We start from the raw sequence: 22,377 nt of genomic DNA on the forward strand, positions 1-22,377 counted from the left end.
CGAACGCGGCCACAGCCATGGTCGGCGCGTGGATAGAGACTCATGCGACCGGTCTCAGGCAGCCATGTCACGCGCCGCATCCCTGAAGATGCCGACCATATCCCCGATGACGGCATCGGAATGGGCATCGGACAGGTAGAGCCGGCCGAAAGCAAACGGCATGATCAACAGTCCGCGACGGCGTAAAGTCTCGTGGAGCCGGAGTGTCAGGGCAGCGCTTGCCTTGGCCTTGGCCTCGGCATAGGTCGAGGGTGCGCTATCGGAAAACCAGATCGTGAAGACGGAGCCTTCCCCGGATGTCGCCACCGGCAGGCCCTGATCGGAAAACGCAGCGCCGATCTCCTGCCGCAACCGACGGCCTCGCGCCTGTAGCACGGCGTAGTCGAGATCCTTGAGAAGCTGGAACGTGGCCGTCACGGCTGCCGTGGCAACGGGATTGCCGCTATAGGTGCCTGCACGAACAACCGCTCCCGCTTCGGCCAGCGCCATCAGCTCGGGGCGTCCGACGACGGCGGCAACGGCAATGCCGCTGCCGATGGCCTTGCCGACAGTGGCAATGTCGCCTTCAATGCCCAGGCCATGCCCTGCAAGGCCGAAGCCCGTGCGGAAGCCCATTAGCACTTCATCGAGGATGACCAGCGCCCCGTGGCGTCGCGCCGTCGCTTCCAGGTAAGCGAGATAGCCGGGCGCTGCCGGTATGCACCCTGAATTGGCCAGCATGGGCTCCACGATGACGGCGGCAATGTCGGCATTTTCCGCAAACAGGCGCTCGACGTCGTCGAAATCGTTGAAGCGCAGCAGGGTGGTGCGCTCGCGCGTCGGTCTGGCGTTTGCAACCATGTCGGCATCGAGGGAGCCTGCCTGTCCCAGCGTAACATCGTCATACCACCCGTCATAGCCGGCCGCCATCTTGGCAATCTGGGTACGCCCCGTGGCTGCACGCGCGAGCCGGCAGGCGAGATGCACCGCCTCGCTGCCGGTGTTCGTGAAGATGACGCTTGAGAGATGTCGGGTGGCCGAGGTCAACAAGGCGGCCGCTTGCTCTTCTCCGTCATGGGCGAAAGCCGGCATCGGTCCATTGCGCACGGCGGCCGTTACCGCCTCGACGACAGCCGGGTGGGCATGGCCGATCACGGTGGCGCCGAAACCGAGCGCCGTATCGATGTAACGGCGCTGCGCACCGTCCCAGACATAGGCGCCCTCAGAGCGGGATGCGAGAAAGCGTTCGCCGTCGAGACAAGGCAAGGCGCGGCCTGCGCTGGAGATGCCTCCAACCAGATGATTGGTCATTGTAGGGTGTCCATGTGTTGTGCCGCTGCGGGCTCTAGAATCCGAAGTAGCGCGGCAGCCATTCCGTCGTCTCGGGAATGAAGGCGACGAGCAGAAGGCAGATATTGCTGGTGATGAAGAACGGGATGAGCCTGCGCGTGACCGCGCTTACCCCCACCTTTGCGACATTGCAGACGACGAAGATGTTGGTGCCCACCGGCGGCGTGAACAGGCCGATGCCGAGCGCCATCGTGAAGATCAGCCCGAGCTGATACGGCTGCAGCCCGGCTTCGACGCCGATCGGATGAACGATTGGTGCCAGGATGATCAGCGACGGCCCGAGATCCGCCCAAGTGCCGACGAAGGTCAGAAGCGCCAGGATCAGAAGAATTGTGATGGTTGGACCGGCACCCCAGGTATGCAGCAGTCCTGCCGTCCATTGCGGGATCTGCTCGACGGTGAGGATCCAGGAAAACGGCACGGAGACGGCCATGATGATCATGATCGCACCGGTCATACGCACCGTCTCGACCCCGATCTTCCAGAGACCCGCCCAGGTGATCTCCCGGTAGAGCAGGCCCCCCACCAGCAGCGCCCAGACGACGGCAACGAAAGCGGCCTCCGTCGTCGTTGCCAGTCCACTCAGCATGGAGCTGAGCACCGCGATCGGCATCATCAATGCCGGAAGGGCGCGAACAAGATGCCGGCTGAAGCTCGAGAACGTCGGGCGGGTGTCCGACTTTGGGAAGTTCTCCCGGACGCCGATCCACCAGGCCGTGAGCCCGAACGTGATTGCCAGCATCAAGCCGGGAATGATGCCGGCGGCAAAGAGGCCGCCGATCGAGGTATCGGTGATGACGCCGTACATGATCATCACCACGCTGGGCGGCAGAATGATGCCGAGCGTGCCGGCCGCAGCGGTGACGGCTGCCGAGAAGTCGCGGGGATAGCCACGTTCGGCCATGGCCGGGATCATGATGGCACCCACGGCACCGGTATCGGCCGTCGCGGATCCCGTGATGCCACCATAGATCATGCAGGTCGCGACGTTGACGACGCCGAGCCCTCCCCTGACCCAGCCGAACATATCACTGGCAAGATCGATGATCCGGCGTGTCAGACCGCCCTCGTTCATGATGCCGCCGGCGACGAGGAACAGGGGAATGGATGCGAGGGATGTGGAATCGGCGCCCATATAGACCTGCTGGGCGAACCAGGACGGCGGCAACGGAACCAGACCGCAGAAGATGACGACGAGCGTGGAGAACGCGATCGACCATGCCACCGGCACGCCGGTGTAGAGCGTTACGGCGAAGACACCGAAAAGAACGAGAAGGGTCATCGCGCGCGCTCCCGGAAGGCTGAAACGATCCGTGCCAAGGCGATGACGGCCAGCGTCGCTCCCATGAAGACGATGATGCTCTGAACGGTCCAGCTGGGCGCACGCATCACCGGCGTGGGCACGAAACCCGTACGGGCCAGCATCGCCCGGCCGCTCCAGAGAAAGGCGGCGGCCACACTCAGCAGAACGAGATTGTGATAGATGCGGAACCAGCGATTGCGGCCGCTCGTCGAGGTGTTGCCGTCGATGGAGACGTTCTCTCCGGCGATCTCCGAGAGAACGGCACCGATGGCCGTGGTCCACAGGAACAGGATGCCGACCATTTCGAACGACCATGTAATGCCGGACAGACCGAGATACCGGCCAACGGCGCCAAGACCGGTGGACAGGATCAGACCGACGACGACCAGGACGCCAATGACCGTCATCACCAGAACCGCTGAAGAGGCGAGGTGTTTCATGGAGTTTCCAGAACAGGAGGGAGGAGAGTGACGATCAGGCGACACAGACCCCCGAATGATCGTTCGGGGGTCTGCAGGCTTTGATTATTGGCCGGCGGCCGCCGTGCGAACGGACGACACGAAGTCCGCACCCCATTCCGCTCCGAATTTCGCATAAACGGGATCGACCATGGCCCGGAACGGTCCCGCATCCACCGTCGTCACCGTCACGCCCTTGGACTTGAGATCCTCGATGACCTTGGCGTAGACGTCGTCGAGCCTGCCCCGATACCAGCTCGTCGTTACGTCGACGGCCTTGAGGACGGCTGCCTGGTTCTCCGGGCTCAGGCCGTCGAAACGCTCCTTGTTCATGAACCAGTAGTTCGGCGTCCAGATGTAGTTCGAGACGGACAGGAACTTCGCGCTTTCATACCATTTCTGGTCCGCGAAATCGCGGATTTCCGGCTCGACGCCATCAACGACATGCGACTGCAGCGATGTGTAGACTTCGCCGAAAGGCAGCGACTGCGGCAAGGCACCCAACTGTTCGATGGTCGAGAGAATGACCGGGTTCGGCGGCGTGCGCAGCTTCAGACCCTTCATGTCCGCGGGCGTGGCGATGGAGGTGCTGACGGTCGCGAACTGGCGGAAGCCGGAGTCGAGCGCGCCGAGCATCTTGAAGCCGTTGTCGGCGCCGGTATCGAAAACCTTATTGCCTACCGGCCCGTCGAGAAAGGCATGTGCCGCCTTGGCATCCGAGAACAGGAACGGCAAGGTGACGACGTTCAGTTTGGGATCGATCGCATCAGCAACGCCGCCGAGGCCGATGTCGATCGAACCGGAGCCGACGCCATCCGCAATCGGCCCTTCGTCGCCCAACTGACCGTCAGGGAAAATCTGCACCGTCAGCCCGTCCCTCGTTTCCTTGGCCAGCGTGTCGGCAAACATGACGACAGCTTCCTGGATCAGGCTCTTCGAGCTCGATGCGTGGGCGAGCCGAAGCGTTTCGGCGCTGGCCGAGCCCACGCAGAGGACGAGGAGCCCGGCCATGGCCGACGTGGAGAGGTGATAGGCGTGCGCCAGAATGATGTTAGATTTAAACATGTTACCCTCTTTGTCATTGTTATGACGCAGAGTATGTGTGGCCTTCGCCGAGGGTTCAATCGCGAAAGCACATCTTCTTATTATCATACGTTATGTCAGTATATCAAAACGCTATGCTGGACCGCTTGCTGCGTTGGACCAGAGATTTTCGGCGGTCAGCGACGGGATGGCGGAGGTGGGGGCGGTGATGCGCCGCACGGCGCGTTCACCATCTACAGCACCAGCGGCACCGGCAGCGAAATCGGTAGCCTTGGCACATGTAGAGATCAGAAGCTGTTCACGCGCTCGGTCACGCGATGACCCGGTTCCGGCCAAGGGCCTTCGCCTGAAAGAGGTTTTTGTCTGCAGCCTTCAGGCAGCCTGCTGGATCAAAACCCGGCTTGCAAAGACACGCGCCTATGCTCGCGGATATCCGCACGTCGGAACCCGAGGGTAAAAGCAAGACAACACGGGTGATCTCCTCCCGGATTTCCTCGCTTCGATCAAGCATTTCATCGAACGTCATATCGCTTTGAAAAATCCCGAATTCTTCTCCGCCGAGACGTCCCGCAAAATCGGATTGTGACTGATAGCGGGTCAGGATCCTGCCAGTACATCGGAGGGCTTCATCACCGGTTGCATGACCATGCCGATCATTGATCGACTTAAAATAATCCAGTTCCAGAAACAGCAACGCACCGGCTACGCCCCGTTGACGGGCTGCCTCTAGGTCTTCCAGGAATGCGGTCCGGTTGAGAACGCCTGTAAGGCCATCTCTGCGAGATTGGAACTGAAGGGCGTCATAGGCATCCGCGAGCTTTTGCAGAGCTTCCGTCGCCGCGGCTTCGGCCCGTCGAATTTTTTCCGACTGGCTAAAATGGAATGCCGAGGCTGGGATCGATATCGCCAGGGGGCAGAATATCGTCATGAACAGACCTGCGCCAGCCACCTGCCCTCTGGCCTGCTGCCGGTTTCATGGACATCGAGGTAAGGTGTTCCTCCTGAAACTGGAAAGCATGAATGCAAAGACGAATGTTCAGTCGCGAATATAAGCTAGAAGCGGTGAAACTGGTCAGGGAACGTGGGGTCACTGTTGCCCAGGCGGCCCGTGACCTTGATGTCCACGAGAATGTGTTGCGCAAATGGGTTCGGGAATACGGCGACGATCCCAGCCAGTCTTTCCCTGGAAAACGCCAGATGAAGCCGGAGCAGCTTGAGATCGATCGGCTCCGTCGTGAAGTCGCCAAGCTGAAGGCGGAGCGCGATATCCTAAAAAAGGCCGCAGCCTACTTTGCCAGGGACGCAATATGAAGTTCGCGTTCATTGCAAAGCACCGTTCGATCTGGCCCCTCTCGTCGTTGCTTTGCAACGACTGCCGGGCAGAGGGTGGCATGGCTCTGCGAAGCGCTGGGGGTTTCTCGTTCAGGTTTCCATGCCTGGCTCAATCGTTCTCCGAGCGAACACGCCCGCTATGATGAGGTTCTGCTGGACAAGATCACGCAGAGCTTCAAATCGAGCGACCGCACTTATGGTGCTCGCCGCGTATGGCACGACGTGCTGGAAGAAGGGTTATCCTGTGGTCTCCATCGTATTGAGCGGCTGATGCGCTTGAATGCGCTCAGGGCCAGGCCAAGACGGCGTGGGTTGCCGAAGGATGTCGGTGACCGTGCCGTCATCATGCCGAACGTGCTGGACTGTCAGTTCATGGCAGAGCGGCCGAACCAGAAATGGGTGGCCGACTTCACCTATAGTGCGCCTCGCCCCAATCGGGGAGGCATATGACTGGAATGCAAAGAGAAAGGAGGATGTGAAGACTTGCCTGCTCCCTGCTGCGAGGGGGCATGAGCCCAAGCGGCGGTGACCTGCCGTCAACTGGCAGGGTGACGTAGCCCGCAGGTAAAGGGGATTGAGGCGAAGCCGTTACGCCAAGATGGTTCCCGAGGCTGAAGTATTGGAAGGTTGAGGAACACGAACCGGTTAACCCGCATCTGAGGGCTGAAAGGTCGCCTTCGCCTACACGGCTTAACAGGCGAAATGCTGATGAAGCTGCCGGACACGTAAGTCGGCGGCATCCGAATACGGTCGTAGATGTATGTCGCCCGTATGGGGTCATGGGGAGAATGCAGCCAGACCATGACATCGGCATCGACTTGCGGAACGCAAGGGAAAAGACTGCGACCGGCAACCTCACCAATACGCTGACGTCCATCATATGAACGAGGGAAGGCATGATGGAATGACAACGAAGTATTGCGTCGCAAGGGAGTTGACCCTGATGTCCATCATGTTGGCGGAGTTCCCGTAGTAGTCCGGGATGGGGAAAGCCCATCACATGGCGAAGGGGAACAGTTCAAACTGCTTGAAGTGCAAACTATCTGACCAAGCGAGGTGAAGACCTTTGATAATCAGCGAAATGCAGCACAAGCTCGCAACATGGGCCGAGAGCGAGCCAAACCGACGGTTTGATCGTCTTCTTCGGTTGATTGCCAATCGGGAATGGCTTGCCGAGGCCGCTCGGATGGTTCTGGCGTCAAGCGGCGCACGAACGCCGGGTATCGACGGAATGGACAAGCAAAAACTGCAGGTCAAACTGGATCAGCATCTGGACGACCTGCGGGCAAGCCTGCTGGAGGAGACTTATTGCCCCCAGCCGGTCAAGCGCATCTATATCCCGAAACCCAACGGCAAGCTAAGACCACTGGGTATTCCGACCCTGACGGATCGCATTGTCCAACGCGCCATGCTGATGGCCATGGAGCCAATCTGGGAGAGCGATTTCCATCGTTTATCCTATGGCTTCCGGCCGGAACGGAGCGTGCATCATGCCGTCCGCACCGTGAGGATACAGCTTCAGGATGGTGCCGACACGACGAGGGGCCGCTGGATCATCGAAGGTGATCTGGCCAGCTACTTCGACACGGTCCATCACCGGCTGCTTCTGAAATGCGTGCGGCGAAGGGTGCTGGACGGACGGTTCGTTGATCTTCTCTATCGGTTCCTAAAGGCAGGCCACATCGACCGTGGCCTGTTTACGGCCTCAAGCGAGGGTGTCCCGCAAGGCGGCGTTCTGTCACCGCTCCTGTCCAACATCATGCTCCACGAGTTTGATGCCTGGTTGGAGGCGAAATATTTGAGCGACAAGGCTCGCAAGGACCGATGGGCATGGAACTTCGGCATCAAGCAGGGCCGCCCCATCACGGTTCGCGAGAACCGGCAATGGAAACCGGCCGTTGCCTATTGCCGATACGCTGACGACTTCGTCGTGATCGTAAAAGGAACCAGGGCTCAGGCAGAGGAAATCCGCGAGGAATGCCGGGCGTTTCTGGAAGGTGAGTTGAAGTTGGCGCTGAACATGGAAAAGACCCATGTGACACACGTCAATGACGGCTTCGTCTTTCTGGGACACCGGATCATTCGCAAGCGAGGGGCACACGGACGGATGTCCGTCGTCACGACGATACCCAAGGAAAAGGCCAAGGGGTTTGTTCGCAGACTTACCGAAACCCTTTCCGGCAATCATAGTGTCAGCACGGTCGACATGATCTCCAGCCTGAACCGCCAATTGGTGGGATGGGCGGCGTTCTACAAGTTCACCGACTTCACGGCGTACGTCTTCCGGCGCATCGACCATGTTGTGTTCTGGAAAATGGCGCATTGGCTGGGACACAAGTACCGATCCCGCATCAAACCCTTGATGCGGAAATGGGTCAGGGTCCCGGAACCGGGCAAGGCGAAAACCTGGCTCATGTTTGGTCGAAATGAACGCGGTAAACCCGTCGGAAAAGCGCTACACCGGCTTATCTCAAGCCCCAAGGCGCAATATAGCGCGTCAATCAGGATGAGATGCTTGCGACAATCTGGATGAGATTCTTAGGTCGCGGTCGGGATGAAGTTATCATGCTGATTGCCGCTGGCAAGATCTTCGTCGTTTTCTGATTGCCGCTCCGCGACAGGCAAGGCTGAGGTCCTGATGGGCGCGAACGAGGCTGGTCGGCCGCGTTGCCGTTTCTCCTCAAGCGCCGCTCTGCGCCGGTAACTTTCGACATTCATCTCGAAGATCGTGGCGTGATGTACGAGCCGGTCGACCGCTGCGAGTGTCATCGCGGGATCGGGAAAGACCCGGTTCCATTCTCCAAAAGGTTGGTTTGCCGTGATCAGGATCGATCTATGCTCGTATCGTGCCGAGATCAGTTCGAAGAGCACGCTTGTTTCCGCCTGGTCCTTGGTGACGTAGGCGAGATCATCGAGGATGAGCAAGTCGTACTTGTTGAGTTTGTCGATGGCGGATTCGAGCTGCAGTTCCCGGCGGGCGACCTGGAGCTTCTGCACAAGATCGGTTGTCCGGGTGAACAGGACCCGCCATCCGTTCTCGATCAGCGCAAAGCCGATAGCGGCGGCGAGATGGCTTTTTCCTCCGCCGGGGGGACCGAACATGAGGATGTTAGCTCCTTTGGCGAGCCAACTGTCGCCGGCGGTCATTGCCATAACCTGCGCCTTCGAGATCATGGGTACAGCGTCAAAGGCGAAGCTGTCCAAGGTCTTTCCGGGCGGCAGGTGCGCTTCGGCGAGATGCCTTTCAATTCGGCGATTGGCACGCTCTGCCAGCTCGTGCTCGGCAATCGCCGACAGGAAACGAGCGGCTGGCCATCCCTCCCGGTCCGCCTGCTCGGCAAATTGCGGCCACAGGGTTTTGATGGTCGGTAGCCGAAGTTCGTTGAGCATGATGGCGAGCCGTGCTTCATCAATGACGTGGGCGTTCTTCATGCGGCTTCTCCCGTCCCGATCAGGGCCTCATAACCGTTGAGCGATGCGAGCTGCACATGAACGGTCGGTAGCTTCGCTGGGTCCGGACCAAAGAGTGTTCGCATGGCGACCAGATCCGGTAGGTCACCGGCGTCGAGTGTCCTGGCCAATTCTTCGGCAAGTTCGCGCTCGCAACCGCGGTCATGGGCCAGCGCCAGGAGTTCGACGGTGATCTTGCAAGCCTGCTTGTCGGGAAGATGCTCGATGAGGGCTTCGAAGGCCTTGCGATATTCCTGACGCGGGAAGAGCTTGTCGCGATAAACGAGGCCGCGGAGCGCCATCGGCTTCTTGCGCAGGGAATGGATGACGTGGTGGTAGTTGACGACCTGATCGTGTCGCCCGTCGGGGTGGCCGCGTCCTCGGCGCAATGTCATCAGATGCGTACCGCCGACAAAGACATCCAGCCGATCGTCGAACAGGCGAACTCGTAACCTGTGGCCGATCAGGCGGGATGGCACGGTGTAGAAGACCTTGCGCAAGGTGAAGCCGCCCGTCCGGGACACCGTGACGACAATCTCCTCGAAGTCGGTGGTCCGGCGCTCGGGCAGCGCCTGCAGATGGGATCGTTCTGCATCGATGCGCTTGCCATGGGCAGCATTGCGACGGCTGACGATCTCGTCGACAAAGGCGCGGTAAGAACTGAGATCGTCGAATTCCTTGGTCCCCCGCATCAGCAGGGCATCATGAACGGCGTTCTTGAGATGCCCGTGGGAGCTTTCAATCGAACCATTCTCATGCGCGACGCCCCTGTTATTGCGCGTCGGGGTCATACGATAATGGGAGCAAAGCTGGTCGTAACGGTGCGTGAGATCAACCTTGGCATCGGCGTCGAGGTTGCGGAAGGCCGCCGATAGGCTGTCGCTTCGATGATAGAGCGGCGTGCCACCCACGGACCACAGGGCATTTTGAAGTCCTTCGGCCAAAGCCACAAAGCTCTCCCCGCCGAGAATGACATGGGCATGTTCGAAGCCGGACCAGACAAGCCGGAAGTGATAGAAAAGGTGATCAAGCGGCTGGCCGGCGATCGTCACATCAAGGCCGCTGGCGTCGGTAAAATCCGACAGGCCCAGCCGGCCTGGCTCGTGCGTCTGGCGGAAGATGACCTCCTGCGCTTCGCCATGAACAGCACGCCACGACCGGATGCGTCGCTCAAGCGTGCGGCGGATACCTTCAGAAAGGTCTGGATGTCGGCGCAGCATCTCGTTGTAGACAGCGACGGCACGGATGCCGGGCGCGGCCTTCAGGAGTGGGACGACTTCTGCCTCGAATATCGGCTCCAAAGGATCAGGGCGCCGGCGTTTACGCGGCGCTTTGCCCTGAGATGGAAGTTGCGTCTCTTTGTCGAGGCGGTATGCCGTGGCCCGGCTGATCGACGCTTTTGACGCGGCGACCTCTACGGAATGCGTTTGTCGGTACTTCATGAAGAGTCTCATCTGATGATCGGTTACATGGCGACCCGGCACAAACTGGTTCTCCAATCGAGAAAACCGTAAATGTACCGGACCGACCGCGATCATGAGACGCCCAAAATTTACGCCACGCCGGGGTATGACTACGATCGGGCTACGCCCTCCCTCCGTCACACCCCGGCGCGAGTCTCATCCTGATTGACGCTGAATCTCACCTAGATTGTCGCTATGCAGCGCAATTCCGGTGGCGCAATCCGGAGGAAAACCCATACATCTTCCGGATCGAGAACCGCAGTACCGTCACGTCTCACTACCATGACGTTGCTATGGCCATGGGCCAAGCTTGAACGGAGAGCCGTATGCGCTGAAAGGTGCACGTACGGTTCGGGGAGGAGAAGCGCATCTGCGCTTCTTACTCCACTGCCGATGGCGCGGGGATTCGTCCATCTCTGCGCCGTCGTGGACTGGTTCAGCCGGAGGGTTCTGTCGTGGCGGCTGTCGATTACGATGGAGGCGGACTTCTGCATCGAAGCCGTTGAGGATGCGCTTGCCCGTTATGGCAAGCCCGACATATTCAACACCGATCAGGGTTCGCAGTTCACCTCCATCGACTTCACCGCCGTGCTAAAGAAGGCGGAGATTGCCATCTCGATGGACGGCAAGGGCGCATGGCGCGATAACGTCTTCGTCGAGCGGCTCTGGCGGTCGATCAAATACGAGGAGGTATATCTCCACGCCTACAAGACCGTGTCCGAGGCTCGCGCTGGCATCGGCCGCTATCTGACCTTCTACAACAGCCGACGCCCACATTCATCCCTTGACCGGCAGACGCCGGATCAGGCCTACTTCAACGCGCTGACACCAATGATGGTGGCGGCATAATCGAGGCGGAAATCCACTTAGCAAAACGCCCAAAACTGTTCAGACAAACCGAGCCACCTCTGCCTCCGCATTGGACCCCGTGGCGGCGCATCGGTGATTAGGATCGCAAAAAAGTCGATTATTGAATGCAATGACCCAGGAATGCATAACCGCATCCAGGCGATCATCAGGACTTATGGTGCATGATGAGAGGCTTCCGTGAGGCCTGCAGTGATTGTCGGCCTCACCTACCTATTTTCCGAAACTTCGGATATCTCTGGCAATAAGACTGTTTGCCATCTCAGACCAAACCGCTTATTTGCCCCGGCTCGCGGCTACAACAGCATGAGGCATCAGGAATGCGGCAATGTCCTTAATGACATCCCTCAATTCACCCGGATTTTGGGCAACGTCTTCAACAAACGCTCGCCATTGCCGTTGCTTTTGCTGATCCTCGGCAAATGCTGCTGTTAAAGCATCCGGTAGGGCCGTTGGGACCGGCGTCTCACGCCGTTCGAAAGTGGCGATAATTGCCCGCGCCAACCTGTCATTGCTGAAATCGAACGACCTGCTGAGAATCCAGATGTCGTAGAAATCTTTCATCCTCGTGTTGGCACGCCCCAGCGCCACCATCGCCTGAAACTTCTCGGCAATGACGGTTTCCCGCGCGTAGCCCCGTAGTCGGGGTATTGGGAAGTCGAGCATTGAAGGATAGTCCAGCTCTTCGGCACCAGGCTCCACTGCATCGCCAAAACCGATGTCGATCGTCAGACTGATCCGGGCGCCGCTGATCGAGGCCGTCGTCCTAAGCCTGAGCCCGCCATACTCCAGTTCCTCGCGAATGCGGTCTACGCGAAGTGCATCAGCGTCGAATTCCACACCGTCACCGGCGTCCTGCACCAGAATCTCACGAAACGTCGCCAGCATCGGCTCAGCGCTCGGATCGCCGAAACCCAGCAGATCAAGATCGCGCGTGCCACGGTGCGGATCGTCGAACCAACTCATCATCAGCATCGCGCCCTTCAGCACAAAGCGGTCGGCATGCCGTGACTGACTGAGCCGGAAAAGCAGTCGCTCGAGGGCGAAGCGGGTCAGAACCAAGTCAAAGCTCTGGCCGCTTGCCTTGGCGAGTTGCAGCAGCCGTGCACGCACCGATGCGCCGATGTTCCTGATCTCCTTAGCCATTTGCGGTCAGCGCCTCAAGGTAAGGCCGAATCACGGTAATAACCCCGCCGTGCTCGGCCTGTCTTGCAATTTCGCCAGGAGTGGCCTTACGCTGCCGAAGCGCTTCCTGGAGGCCCTCGATCGCCACCGACAGGCCGATCTTGTTGCGATATCGGAAACAATCCGCGATTGTTTTGACGATGCCAAACACCTTTACGGGCACCCCCTCGATGACATGGGTCTCTACGCTTTCATTGAGCAGACTTTCGGTGAAACGCACGATGCGAAGGGGTATGCCGTCGGGTTTGGGAGGCCAGTCCTTCTGGCCGATGGCCAGCCATACCTGTCTCGGGAGCTGATCAGTCAGGCCGTGAAACGCGAGTGCCGACACAAGGCAGACCACGCCCTTGGGTATACGCTTGGCGACCTCAGCCAGACTGTGATTGGCGTCGAGCGGTGCATCGGAGAGCTGGTAAAGGCCGCGCGCAAGTCGGAGCACCTCCCCGTCCCGCTCCATGCGACTCATCGTGGCGGCCGTTACGCCAGCGTCGCGCAGTTCTACAAGGCGCGCGATCCCACGCGCCGTCAGGAGGGCTTGGGCGATGTCGCGCTGGGAGATAGATGCTGGCATTGATATGATAGCTCGGAACTAAGGATTTACTGTCCGAGGATTTGTATCAAACTTCGACCGTGGGGGGAAGCTTTAACACTCGGCAACTTTTCCAATCGCCCACTTTGTACCTTATTTAATTCGTCGCCACGCTGAAAATACAGTTGCGACGGTCATCGCCATCCCGAAGGTGTACACCAGCGGAGACCAATGATCACTAATCCATGGTTGCTGGGCAGCAAGCTCTGGCGGCAGGGTAATCGCAGCGATCGTGAATACTGCTGTAGCCCCACTAATCCCCGCCGCAGCATAATTCGCCGCTCTGTCTGTTGATTATGGGATGGCCCGCCCTTCCGAGAACATCGAGTATGATGTCTCTTTTGAAGAGAAAGGAGCCGAGCCATGCAGATTTCCATATTGGGTGTCGACATTGGGAAGAACAGCTTCAGTGTCGTTGGTGTTGACGGCCAGGGTGCCGTGATTTTGCGTCGAACAATGCGGCGACAGACATTGATTGATTTTGTCGAGAAGCTGCCACGCTGCGTCATCGCGATGGAAGCATGCTGCGGCGCACATCATCTTGGTCGGCTCTTTGCCGCTGCTGGTCATGAAGTGCGGCTTATGTCGCCGGAATATGTCAGGCCTTACGTAAAAGCACAGAAGAATGATGATCGAGATGCAGAGGGAATTGCCGAGGCGGCGTCTCGCCCGACGATGCGGTTCGTGGACCTGAAGAGCCAAGAGCAACTTGATATCCAGACGCTGCATCGGGTTCGATCACGCCTGGTTGCTGAGCGCACGACCTTGATCAATCAGCTCCGCGCAATTCTTCTGGAACGAGGTGTGGTGTTCCCTGCCGGGCGCGTGAAGTTCGAAAGTGCTCTTGATGACCTTATTGCCGGAGGCAACGACGTATTGTCGCCGCGCATCCGAAGCCTGATCCTGGAATTGCGAGACGAATGGCGAAGGCTCGACCAGAAGATTGAGACGTTGAACACGGAGTTCGTAGCGCTCGCCAAGCAGAACAGCGCAATGCGTCGTCTGACTTCAATACCTGGGATCGGTGTCTTGAATGCGACCGCGCTCGTTGCAGCGATCGGAGATGCCAGCAGCTTCCAGCACGCCCGAGATCTTGGAGCATGGTTGGGACTTGTGCCTCGTCAGTTCACGACCGGTGGCAAGGCGCGGCTGCTTGGCATAACCAAGCGCGGCAATACATATCTGCGAACCCTGCTCGTTCATGGTGCTCGAGCGGCGATGCACACGCTCAGTCAGAGCGACACGCCGATCGGCCAATAGCTCAGAGCGATGTTGTCCAGAGGCGTGGCGCGTAATGTCGTCATCGTGGCCTTGGCGAACAAACTGGCGCGTATCGCGTGGGCGGTGTTGCGCAAAGGTCTGCCATACGAGCGGTCCTATGGCGTCGCGGTAAATTAGGTAATTGGCTGCTCTGATGCGCAGCCTACGATGTTTGCGAGTGGAATGGAGATGGCCTGACAGTTGATCGGCGTTCAGATAGCCCAGCAGTGGAAATGGTTCTTGGAAACCGTGTTGATTATCGTGGCGCTGAACGTGCGGATATCCATCTTGGCCACGGTATGACCGTGAGACCGAATACGTTGAAGCAGACTGGTCAGGTATCAAAAAATCACTTGCAAGCAGGGCGGGCCATACGTTCCACTGAGAGCTGACCCGGCGGGGGTGCGGACGAAAACTTGGACCACCAGCAGGAGGTAGTTCATGTATTCCTACGCAGACAGACTTCGAGCCGTTGAGCTCTACATCCGGCTTGGCAAGCGGCTCAAGGCAACCATTCGGCAGTTGGGTTACCCCACAAAGAATGCTCTGAAGGGTTGGTACCGCGAGTACGTCGAGAATCGCGACTTGCGTGTTCAGGCGGTAGCTCGAGCACCAAAATTTTCCGAGGCCCAAAAGCAGGCTGCCCTTGAGCATTACCGCACTCACGATCGTTGCATCTCTTCAACGATGAGGGCGCTTGGCTACCCTGGTCGCGGAACTCTAACCGGATGGGTCCGGGAGGCCTTTCCGGAGGCGCGCTCATCCATGGTTGGTCGATCTTGGCGCCGTGGCTATTCCGATGAGATCCGGCAAGCAGGGGTCATAGGTCTCTGTAGTGGAGATGAAAGCGCTCAACAGGTGGCTGACCGGCTGGGCGTCTCAAGGCCGACATTGTATAGCTGGAGAGACCAGCTTCTCGATCAGGAGGCTTCTTCATCCATGAAACGCCGCAAAACCGACGCTAAAGCGCCAGAACGTGAAGAACTCGAGCGACAGCTCGAAGCCCTCCAGCGCGATGTCCGCCAGTTGCAACTCGAGCATGACCTCCTGAAGAAGGCCAATGAACTGCTAAAAAAAGGCCTGGGCGTCGATCTGCAGATCCTGTGTCAACGGCGGAGTAAAATCCTGCCACGCGGCGGCGCAAAAGTCGGCCACTTGTGGCGCGCGCATGAGACCGCCGGGAGGGCTTAGGCCCGAGCGGGGGTCTCATGCGCGCGTTGCGATTTTCGAAGGGCGTCAGCCGGCCTTTCGGGCGCGGCTTTGGGCGAGACGATAGCTGTCGCCGTTCATCTCGAGGATGCTGACGTGATGGGTGATGCGGTCGAGCAAAGCGCCGGTCAGGCGCTCGGACCCCAAGGTTTCCGTCCATTCGTCAAAAGGAAGGTTGCTGGTGATCAGGGTCGCGCCTCGCTCGTATCGTTGCGAGATCAGCTCGAACAGCAATTCCGCGCCGGTCTTTGACAGCGGCACGAAGCCCAGTTCATCGATGATCAACAGCTGGTAGGCGGCCATCTGCTTCTGGAACCGGATGAGACGCCGCTCGTCGCGCGCCTCCATCATCTCGCTGACCAGTGCGGCCGCTGTCGTGAACCCAACGGACAGGCCCTTCTGGCAGGCGGCCAGGCCGAGGCCGAGCGCCACATGGGTCTTGCCCGTGCCGCTGGGGCCGAGAGCGATAACGTTCTCCCTGCGCTCGATCCATTCGCAGCGCGCCAGTTCCAGCACCTGCATCCTGTTCAGCTTTGGGATGGCGGCGAAGTCGAAACTGTCGAGGCTTTTGACGACCGGGAACCTGGCCGCCTTGATGCGACGCTCGACCTTGCGACGGTCCCGTTCGATCATCTCCCGCTCGGCAAGCCGGGTGAGGTATCCGACATGATCGACGCCTTCGGTGGCGCACAGCCGGGCCAGCTTCTGGTACTCGCGCTGGAAACTCGGCAGCTTCAGGGTTTTGAGATAATGGGTGAGAAGGATCTCGGGTGCTTGGGTGTTCATGCGACTTCTCCCGCATCCGACGACAGGAGACGCATATACGCCTTCGCCGATGTCGTCTCGACCGTCGCCCTCGGCAAATACGGGTAGATGGACAGGTCCAGTCTGGGCGGCCGGCGTTCCACCCGGCACAGGATCAGATGCTTGACGGCGTCAAAGCCAATGGCGCCAAGCTGGATCGCCTGCTTCACCGCCGCATGCAGATCGGCGAGTTCGAAGCTCTCCAGCAGGCGGAGGACCTGCACGTACTCACGCCGGCCGTGTTTGGCCATGCGGCCTTCCATCAACCGGCGCAGCGTAGCGAACTCTTGCGGCAAGTCCCAGCCCTGGAGGGGCGCTGCCTGATCCAGCGAATTGATCTTCTGCTCGATCAGCGGCAGGTAATGGACAGGATCGAAGACGACGTCTTCCCGTTCCCAGCACCGAGGATGGCGGGCGATGATCTCGCCACGGCCACCAATGACCACTTCGTTGACATAGCCGCGCACCCACACATCCTGATGGCCATAGGCGACCGGGACGGAATAGTCGTTGGTCTTGTAGCGCACCAGCGACTGCGCCGTCACCTTGGCACTTGCCTGGTCGCAGGCATCAAATGGCGAGGCTGGCAAGGCGCGCATGGCAGCCAGATCGCGCCGCAAGCGCTCGCCGATCGTCTCGCTCTCGCCGCGCAGCCTGTCGCGCTGGCGCTTCCGGCACTGCTCCTCCAGAAAGGTGTTGAACGCCTCCCATGTCGCAAACTGCGGGATCGGTACCATGAAGTTGCGCCGGGCATAGCCGACGAGACCCTCGACGTTCCCCTTGTCGTTGCCCTTGCCGGGACGGCCATAGCGATCCCGGATAAGGTAGTGGGACAGGAAGCCGCTGAACAACGTCGCGCGCTTGCGGGTGCCGTCAGGCAAAATCTTCGCCACCAGGCAACGGTCGTTGTCGTAGACGATCGATTGCGGCACGGCGCCGAAGAAAGCGAACGCATGGACATGGCCATCGACCCAGGCCTCGGCCACTGCCGCCGGATAGGCCCGCACGTAGCAGCCGTCGCTGTGCGGAAGGTCGAGCACGAAGAAATGCGCCTTCTGCTCGACACCGCCGATGACCACCATCGCCTCACCGAAATCGGCCTGCGCATGGCCGGGCGGATGCGACAGCGGCACGAACACTTCCTGGCGGCGCTGATCCCGCTCGCGCATGTAATCCTTGATGATCGTATAGCCGCCAGTGAACCCGCATTCGTCTCGAAGCCGGTCAAACACCCGCTTGGCCGTATGGCGCTGCTTGCGCGGCACTTGTCTGTCTTCGTCCAGCCAGTGATCGATCGTCGAGACAAACGCATCCAGCTTGGGCCGCCGGATCGGTGATTGTCGCTGATAGCCAGGTGGCGTCGAATAGGACAGCATCTTGGAAACGCTGTCGCGCGATATGTTGAAATGCTTTGCAGCCTGACGCCGGCTCATGCCTTCCGAGCAAGCCAGTCGAACCTTCAGATATAATTCCACGGTATAGATCCCCAGGCCCTCCTGCGCTCATTGCAGAAGAGAAATAGGTGGCCGACTTTTACGCCGCCCGAAGCGGGACAATCCCGCCGCTACCGTGGTCTAATTTTGCACCGCCGCTCTCACATGAGGAGATCGCGGCTCTCCACGACCAGTTGGGCAATGAAGAAACGCGAGCACTGGCCGCCGACAAGCTCCGCACGCTGGTCAGCCGCATCGATCTCGTGCCCGATGGTGCGGAACTGGTGATCGTGCTGCGCGGCGATCTGTCCGCGATCCTGACGTTTGCATCTGGCAAAAGGAAGCCCGAATTTCTCAACGAGCGGGCAATCCTCGAAGACCTTATGGGCCGCGCTGGTCAATCCGGTGCCCAGAAACGCAAAAGGCCCCACGAAGGGGCTTTGATGGGATCACAGGGATCGTTGGTTGCGGGGGCAGGATTTGAACCTGCGGCCTTCAGGTTATGAGCCTGACGAGCTACCGGGCTGCTCCACCCCGCGGAAGGGAAAGGGACTGAGTGTGTGGGAGAAGATATAATGTTTGCCTTTAGCAGACCTGGCAGCGACCGACTCTCCCGCGTCTTAAGACGAAGTACCATAGGCGCTGGGGCGTTTCACGGCCGTGTTCGGAATGGGAACGGGTGCGGCCACCCCGCCAGAACCACCAGGTCGGCTAAGGGCAAACGATGAGAAGCTGGATTTGTTGGCGAATGGTGAGCTGTAAGCAGTGAGCCGGTTATGACTTTGCTGTGGCGTCTGTTTCGCTGGATTTGAACACGTCTTTGGAGTGCTTGCCGGACGCCTGTGACCCAGACCCTGTGGTCTGGCAAGCGCAAGGCGCGTCGCCCATCGTTGGGCGCGCCGTCCGTGAGCCGAAGCGGCAAAGCCGCGACAGCGTGAGGACAAAACATGCGATCGAGCCGACGAAGGCTTTGCCTTCGCGGCGACCGGCGAAGGCTTTCGCCTTCACCTTGCGATGAGCATGGGCAATGGGAACGATCAAGTTCGATCGAACGATTAGTACCGGTAAGCTTCATGCATTGCTGCACGTCCACACCCGGCCTATCAACGTGGTCGTCTTCCACGGTTCTCAAGGGAATACTCGTTTTCAGGGGGGTTTCCCGCTTAGATGCCTTCAGCGGTTATCCCGTCCATATATAGCTACCCTGCTATGCCCTTGGCAGGACAACAGGTCCACCAGAGATATGTCCATCCCGGTCCTCTCGTACTAGGGACAGATCCTGTCAATATTCCAACACCCACGGCAGATAGGGACCGAACTGTCTCACGACGTTCTGAACCCAGCTCACGTACCGCTTTAATTGGCGAACAGCCAAACCCTTGGGACCTGCTCCAGCCCCAGGATGCGATGAGCCGACATCGAGGTGCCAAACAACCCCGTCGATATGGACTCTTGGGGGTCATCAGCCTGTTATCCCCGGCGTACCTTTTATCCGTTGAGCGATGGCCCTTCCACGCGGGACCACCGGATCACTATGACCGACTTTCGTCTCTGCTCGACTTGTCAGTCTCGCAGTCAGGCGGGCTTATGCCATTGCACTCGACGAACGATTTCCGACCGTTCTGAGCCCACCATCGCGCGCCTCCGTTACTCTTTCGGAGGCGACCGCCCCAGTCAAACTACCCACCATACACTGTCCCGGATCCGGATAACGGACCGCGGTTAGACATCCATGACGATAAGGGTGGTATTTCAAGGATGGCTCCACCTGAACTGGCGTCCAAGCTTCAAAGCCTACCACCTATCCTACACATGCCGACACGAATGCCAGTGTAAAGCTATAGTAAAGGTGCACGGGGTCTTTCCGTCTGACCGCAGGAACCCCGCATCTTCACGGGGAATTCAATTTCACTGAGTCTATGCTGGAGACAGCGGGGAAGTCGTTACGCCATTCGTGCAGGTCGGAACTTACCCGACAAGGAATTTCGCTACCTTAGGACCGTTATAGTTACGGCCGCCGTTTACTGGGGCTTCAGTTCAAAGCTTGCACCTCTCCCTTTAACCTTCCAGCACCGGGCAGGCGTCAGGCCCTATACGTCGTCTTAAAGACTTCGCAGAGCCCTGTGTTTTTGATAAACAGTCGCTACCCCCTGGTCTGTGCCACCCCATCATACTTGCGTACAAAAGGGTCACGCTTCTTCCGAAGTTACGCGTGCAATTTGCCGAGTTCCTTCAGCATAGTTCTCTCAAGCGCCTTGGTATGCTCTACCTGACCACCTGTGTCGGTTTCGGGTACGGTCTATACGGTGGGGCTATTTCCTGGAACCGCTTCCCCGCCCTGACAATCCAATAAGTCAGAACAAGTTACGCAATCCGTCACTTCCCACCAGGCCCACGAATATTAACGTGGTTCCCATCGACTACGCGTTTCCGCCTCGCCTTAGGGGCCGGCTAACCCTGCTCAGATTAACTTTAAGCAGGAACCCTTGGTCTTTCGGCGAGAGGGTCTCTCACCCTCTTTATCGTTACTCATGTCAACATTCGCACTTCCGATACCTCCAGGAGCCCTCACGGGTCTCCCTTCACAGGCTTACGGAACGCTCCGCTACCGCTCTGCGATCCGTTAGGATCGTCAGAACCCTCAGCTTCGGTGCATGGCTTTAGCCCCGTTACATTTTCGGCGCAAAACCCCTTAATTAGACCAGTGAGCTGTTACGCTTTCTTTAAATGATGGCTGCTTCTAAGCCAACATCCTGGTTGTTTTGGGAGTCTCACATCCTTTCCCACTTAGCCATGACTTGGGGACCTTAGATGGAGGTCAGGGTTGTTGCCCTCTTCACGACGGACGTTAGCACCCGCCGTGTGTCTGCCGAGTAGTACTCTCAGGTATTCGGAGTTTGATTAGGATCAGTAAGACGGTGAGTCCCCATAGCCCATTCAGTGCTCTACCCCCTGAGGTATTCGCTCGACGCACTACCTAAATAGTTTTCGCGGAGAACCAGCTATCTCCGAGTTTGATTGGCCTTTCACCCCTAGCCACAAGTCATCCCAATCTATTGCAACAGATGCGGGTTCGGTCCTCCAGTTGGTGTTACCCAACCTTCAACCTGCTCATGGCTAGATCACTCGGTTTCGGGTCTAATGCGACATACTCAAACGCCCTATTCAGACTCGCTTTCGCTGCGCCTACACCTATCGGCTTAAGCTTGCATGTCACACTAAGTCGTTGACCCATTATACAAAAGGTACGCCGTCACCAATAATGGCTCCGACTGTTTGTAGGCAACCGGTTTCAGGTTCTATTTCACTCCCCTTGTCGGGGTGCTTTTCACCTTTCCCTCACGGTACTTGTTCGCTATCGGTCATGCACGAGTACTTAGGCTTGGAGAGTGGTCTCCCCATGTTCAGACAGGATTTCACGTGTCCCGCCTTACTCTAGGACGATAAAAGCATCACCGCATACGGGGCTATCACCCACTATGGCCGACCTTTCCAAGTCGTTCTGCTTTAGCAATCATCGCCACTGGCCTGGTCCGCGTTCGCTCGCCACTACTTGCGGAGTCTCGGTTGATGTCCTTTCCTGCAGGTACTTAGATGTTTCAGTTCCCTGCGTTCGCCTCTTACACCCTATGGATTCAGGTGTAGATACCTTATTGATAATGCTTGGAAACCGAGCGCGTCCTTGACGCGGTAAGCCGTCAGTCGTGAGCCGTAAACAGATGGAAACCAACTGCTAACTGCTTACCAATTCCGGATCACACGTGCCATCGGCACGCTCGATTTCCCAAGCATTTAAGGTGGGTTTCCCCATTCGGACATCTAAGGATCAAAGCTTATTCGCAGCTCCCCTTAGCTTATCGCAGCGTATCACGTCCTTCTTCGCCTGTGCATGCCAAGGCATCCACCAATTGCCCTTAATTCACTTGATCGTTCTCATTGCCTATGCTCATCATCTGTTTGATTGGAATACCCTATCCTCTGTGCTTGACGCTCAAAGGTGAGATCCCAACCTGACCATCCCCACACCTCTTTCAAAGTGTATCGGACAGACCGGCTCTCGCTAACGATATGCGAGATCCGAACGACAAGGGTTACCTTTTACAACCCTCGTCTTTCAACGATGCCATCGACGTGTTCGATCTGAGCCTTATCCGCAGGCACGCCGGTGCACTGCAAGGTCAGATCTTTAAGACCAGCTTCTCGAGATAATGTCTGAGAGCGCGCGGTCAGGCAACGCTCACCAGCAGACCATCGAAAGGTGATCGGAAACACCAAGATCCCCGTACCCTTAAGGATACGAAGCTCGATATTCCAAACCACCAACAAGGCATCTGCCTGAGTTGCAGGCTTCCCACCTTCCCCAAACCCTCAACCGCATCGGATCGGCTAGACCTTCATACGGTTTCAAACGGGCCTGGGCTCGGACGCCATAACCAACCACCTTTCGATGATCCGTCACAACACCTGGAAGCCTCCAGACATATCTTCTCTTCACAATGTATCAGAACAGGCATCAGGCTCATAAAGCCGATGCAATCGGGTTTCTTCTCTCTTAGGATATTTTGTTGCGTCATCCATCACCATCCACCAAGGCGCTTTCTTCAAAACACCGCAATGGTGGAGCTGAGCGGGATCGAACCGCTGACCCCCT

At 58.4% G+C, this 22,377-nt stretch carries 14 protein-coding genes, 2 tRNA genes, 2 rRNA genes and 4 pseudogenes (1 of these 22 cut by a window edge); 5 read left to right on the top strand and 17 right to left on the bottom strand.

The annotated features are described in order from the left end of the window. Positions 1 to 54: 54 nt before the first annotated feature. The 5 genes from GA0004734_RS19730 to GA0004734_RS19750 form a co-directional block, all read right to left on the bottom strand. Positions 55 to 1,290, bottom strand: a complete 1,236-nt coding sequence (locus tag GA0004734_RS19730; RefSeq protein WP_175386565.1) for an aspartate aminotransferase family protein — start codon at positions 1,288 to 1,290, stop codon at positions 55 to 57. 34 nt (positions 1,291 to 1,324) lie between these two features. Beyond that, the gene (locus tag GA0004734_RS19735; protein ID WP_092937246.1) at positions 1,325 to 2,611 is read right to left on the bottom strand and encodes a TRAP transporter large permease; all 1,287 of its coding nucleotides are present in this window, start codon (positions 2,609 to 2,611) and stop codon (positions 1,325 to 1,327) included. Beyond that, positions 2,608 to 3,072, bottom strand: a complete 465-nt coding sequence (locus tag GA0004734_RS19740) for a TRAP transporter small permease (protein WP_092937248.1) — start codon at positions 3,070 to 3,072, stop codon at positions 2,608 to 2,610. The genes GA0004734_RS19735 and GA0004734_RS19740 overlap by 4 nt, the downstream gene beginning before the upstream one ends. Positions 3,073 to 3,156: 84 nt before the next feature. Beyond that, positions 3,157 to 4,155 (bottom strand): TRAP transporter substrate-binding protein, encoded by a 999-nt coding sequence (locus GA0004734_RS19745; RefSeq protein WP_092937250.1) that lies wholly within the window; start codon positions 4,153 to 4,155, stop codon positions 3,157 to 3,159. 289 nt (positions 4,156 to 4,444) lie between these two features. Next, positions 4,445 to 5,062, bottom strand: coding sequence for a GGDEF domain-containing protein (locus tag GA0004734_RS19750; RefSeq protein ID WP_092938198.1), 618 nt, complete (start codon positions 5,060 to 5,062; stop codon positions 4,445 to 4,447). A 92-nt stretch (positions 5,063 to 5,154) separates the two neighbouring features. On the opposite strand from GA0004734_RS19750, the pseudogene GA0004734_RS19755 reads away from it, so the two are divergent. After that, a pseudogene (locus GA0004734_RS19755) lies at positions 5,155 to 5,883 on the top strand (IS3 family transposase); the annotation flags it as partial. Positions 5,884 to 6,532: 649 nt separating this feature from the next. After that, positions 6,533 to 7,999: a group II intron reverse transcriptase/maturase gene (ltrA, locus tag GA0004734_RS19760; RefSeq protein WP_348626100.1), complete on the top strand. Its 1,467-nt coding sequence runs from the start codon at positions 6,533 to 6,535 to the stop codon at positions 7,997 to 7,999. 5 nt (positions 8,000 to 8,004) lie between these two features. On the opposite strand, the gene istB (GA0004734_RS19765) is transcribed toward ltrA, so the two are convergent. Both istB (GA0004734_RS19765) and istA (GA0004734_RS19770) read right to left on the bottom strand, forming a co-directional pair. Then, a complete protein-coding gene (gene istB / locus GA0004734_RS19765; RefSeq protein WP_092937252.1) occupies positions 8,005 to 8,898 on the bottom strand; it encodes an IS21-like element ISRel5 family helper ATPase IstB in 894 nt (297 codons plus the stop codon). Continuing rightward, complete coding sequence (gene istA / locus GA0004734_RS19770) at positions 8,895 to 10,370, bottom strand: IS21 family transposase (protein WP_175386635.1); 1,476 nt, start codon at positions 10,368 to 10,370, stop codon at positions 8,895 to 8,897. Before istA (GA0004734_RS19770) ends, istB (GA0004734_RS19765) begins: the two co-directional genes overlap by 4 nt. Before the next feature lie 387 nt (positions 10,371 to 10,757). On the opposite strand from istA (GA0004734_RS19770), the pseudogene GA0004734_RS19780 reads away from it, so the two are divergent. Beyond that, positions 10,758 to 11,228, top strand: a pseudogene (locus GA0004734_RS19780) (DDE-type integrase/transposase/recombinase); the annotation flags it as partial. 294 nt (positions 11,229 to 11,522) lie between these two features. Here GA0004734_RS19780 and GA0004734_RS19790 read toward each other — a convergent pair. Together GA0004734_RS19790 and GA0004734_RS19795 are read right to left on the bottom strand one after the other, a co-directional pair. After that, positions 11,523 to 12,392 carry a nucleotidyl transferase AbiEii/AbiGii toxin family protein gene (locus tag GA0004734_RS19790; protein ID WP_092937256.1) on the bottom strand — a complete coding sequence of 290 codons (870 nt, stop codon included), beginning with the start codon at positions 12,390 to 12,392 and terminating at the stop codon, positions 11,523 to 11,525. Continuing rightward, positions 12,385 to 13,002, bottom strand: a complete 618-nt coding sequence (locus GA0004734_RS19795) for a type IV toxin-antitoxin system AbiEi family antitoxin domain-containing protein (RefSeq protein ID WP_092937258.1) — start codon at positions 13,000 to 13,002, stop codon at positions 12,385 to 12,387. Before GA0004734_RS19795 ends, GA0004734_RS19790 begins: the two co-directional genes overlap by 8 nt. A 381-nt stretch (positions 13,003 to 13,383) precedes the next feature. Here GA0004734_RS19795 and GA0004734_RS19800 point away from each other — a divergent pair. Next, positions 13,384 to 14,418 (top strand): annotated as a pseudogene (locus tag GA0004734_RS19800) (IS110 family transposase). 303 nt (positions 14,419 to 14,721) lie between these two features. Further along, a pseudogene (locus GA0004734_RS19805) lies at positions 14,722 to 15,384 on the top strand (transposase); the annotation flags it as partial. Positions 15,385 to 15,516: 132 nt separating this feature from the next. Here the strand turns inward: GA0004734_RS19805 and istB (GA0004734_RS19810) are convergent. The 8 genes from istB (GA0004734_RS19810) to GA0004734_RS19845 all read right to left on the bottom strand — a co-directional run. After that, positions 15,517 to 16,275 (bottom strand): IS21-like element helper ATPase IstB, encoded by a 759-nt coding sequence (istB, locus tag GA0004734_RS19810; RefSeq protein ID WP_092930036.1) that lies wholly within the window; start codon positions 16,273 to 16,275, stop codon positions 15,517 to 15,519. Beyond that, on the bottom strand, positions 16,272 to 17,768 hold the full coding sequence (gene istA / locus GA0004734_RS19815) for an IS21 family transposase (protein WP_139056207.1): 1,497 nt from the start codon (positions 17,766 to 17,768) through the stop codon (positions 16,272 to 16,274). The genes istB (GA0004734_RS19810) and istA (GA0004734_RS19815) overlap by 4 nt, the downstream gene beginning before the upstream one ends. A 119-nt stretch (positions 17,769 to 17,887) precedes the next feature. Next, positions 17,888 to 18,127: a hypothetical protein gene (locus GA0004734_RS19820; RefSeq protein ID WP_139056308.1), complete on the bottom strand. Its 240-nt coding sequence runs from the start codon at positions 18,125 to 18,127 to the stop codon at positions 17,888 to 17,890. Between the two features lie 61 nt (positions 18,128 to 18,188). Continuing rightward, a tRNA-Met gene (locus GA0004734_RS19825) sits at positions 18,189 to 18,265 on the bottom strand. 53 nt (positions 18,266 to 18,318) lie between these two features. Next, positions 18,319 to 18,433 (bottom strand): 5S ribosomal RNA (gene rrf, locus GA0004734_RS19830). Positions 18,434 to 18,500: 67 nt separating this feature from the next. Further along, positions 18,501 to 18,767: a hypothetical protein gene (locus GA0004734_RS19835; RefSeq protein ID WP_139056217.1), complete on the bottom strand. Its 267-nt coding sequence runs from the start codon at positions 18,765 to 18,767 to the stop codon at positions 18,501 to 18,503. Next, positions 18,760 to 21,655 (bottom strand): 23S ribosomal RNA (locus tag GA0004734_RS19840). Before GA0004734_RS19840 ends, GA0004734_RS19835 begins: the two co-directional genes overlap by 8 nt. Before the next feature lie 686 nt (positions 21,656 to 22,341). Then, positions 22,342 to 22,377: transfer RNA gene (locus GA0004734_RS19845), tRNA-Ala, on the bottom strand (it continues 40 nt past the right edge of the window).

The organism is Rhizobium sp. 9140, from assembly GCF_900067135.1.
GTDB lineage: Bacteria > Pseudomonadota > Alphaproteobacteria > Rhizobiales > Rhizobiaceae > Ferranicluibacter.

Bases quoted from the DNA above. Each gene is read 5' to 3' on its own strand.
- GA0004734_RS19730 (WP_175386565.1), bottom strand. From the start codon at position 1,290: ATGACCAATCATCTGGTTGGAGGCATCTCCAGCGCAGGCCGCGCCTTG.
- GA0004734_RS19735 (WP_092937246.1), bottom strand. From the start codon at position 2,611: ATGACCCTTCTCGTTCTTTTCGGTGTCTTCGCCGTAACGCTCTACACC.
- GA0004734_RS19740 (WP_092937248.1), bottom strand. From the start codon at position 3,072: ATGAAACACCTCGCCTCTTCAGCGGTTCTGGTGATGACGGTCATTGGC.
- GA0004734_RS19745 (WP_092937250.1), bottom strand. From the start codon at position 4,155: ATGTTTAAATCTAACATCATTCTGGCGCACGCCTATCACCTCTCCACG.
- GA0004734_RS19750 (WP_092938198.1), bottom strand. From the start codon at position 5,062: ATGACGATATTCTGCCCCCTGGCGATATCGATCCCAGCCTCGGCATTC.
- istB (WP_092937252.1), bottom strand. From the start codon at position 8,898: ATGAAGAACGCCCACGTCATTGATGAAGCACGGCTCGCCATCATGCTC.
- istA (WP_175386635.1), bottom strand. From the start codon at position 10,370: ATGAGACTCTTCATGAAGTACCGACAAACGCATTCCGTAGAGGTCGCC.
- GA0004734_RS19790 (WP_092937256.1), bottom strand. From the start codon at position 12,392: ATGGCTAAGGAGATCAGGAACATCGGCGCATCGGTGCGTGCACGGCTG.
- GA0004734_RS19795 (WP_092937258.1), bottom strand. From the start codon at position 13,002: ATGCCAGCATCTATCTCCCAGCGCGACATCGCCCAAGCCCTCCTGACG.
- istB (WP_092930036.1), bottom strand. From the start codon at position 16,275: ATGAACACCCAAGCACCCGAGATCCTTCTCACCCATTATCTCAAAACC.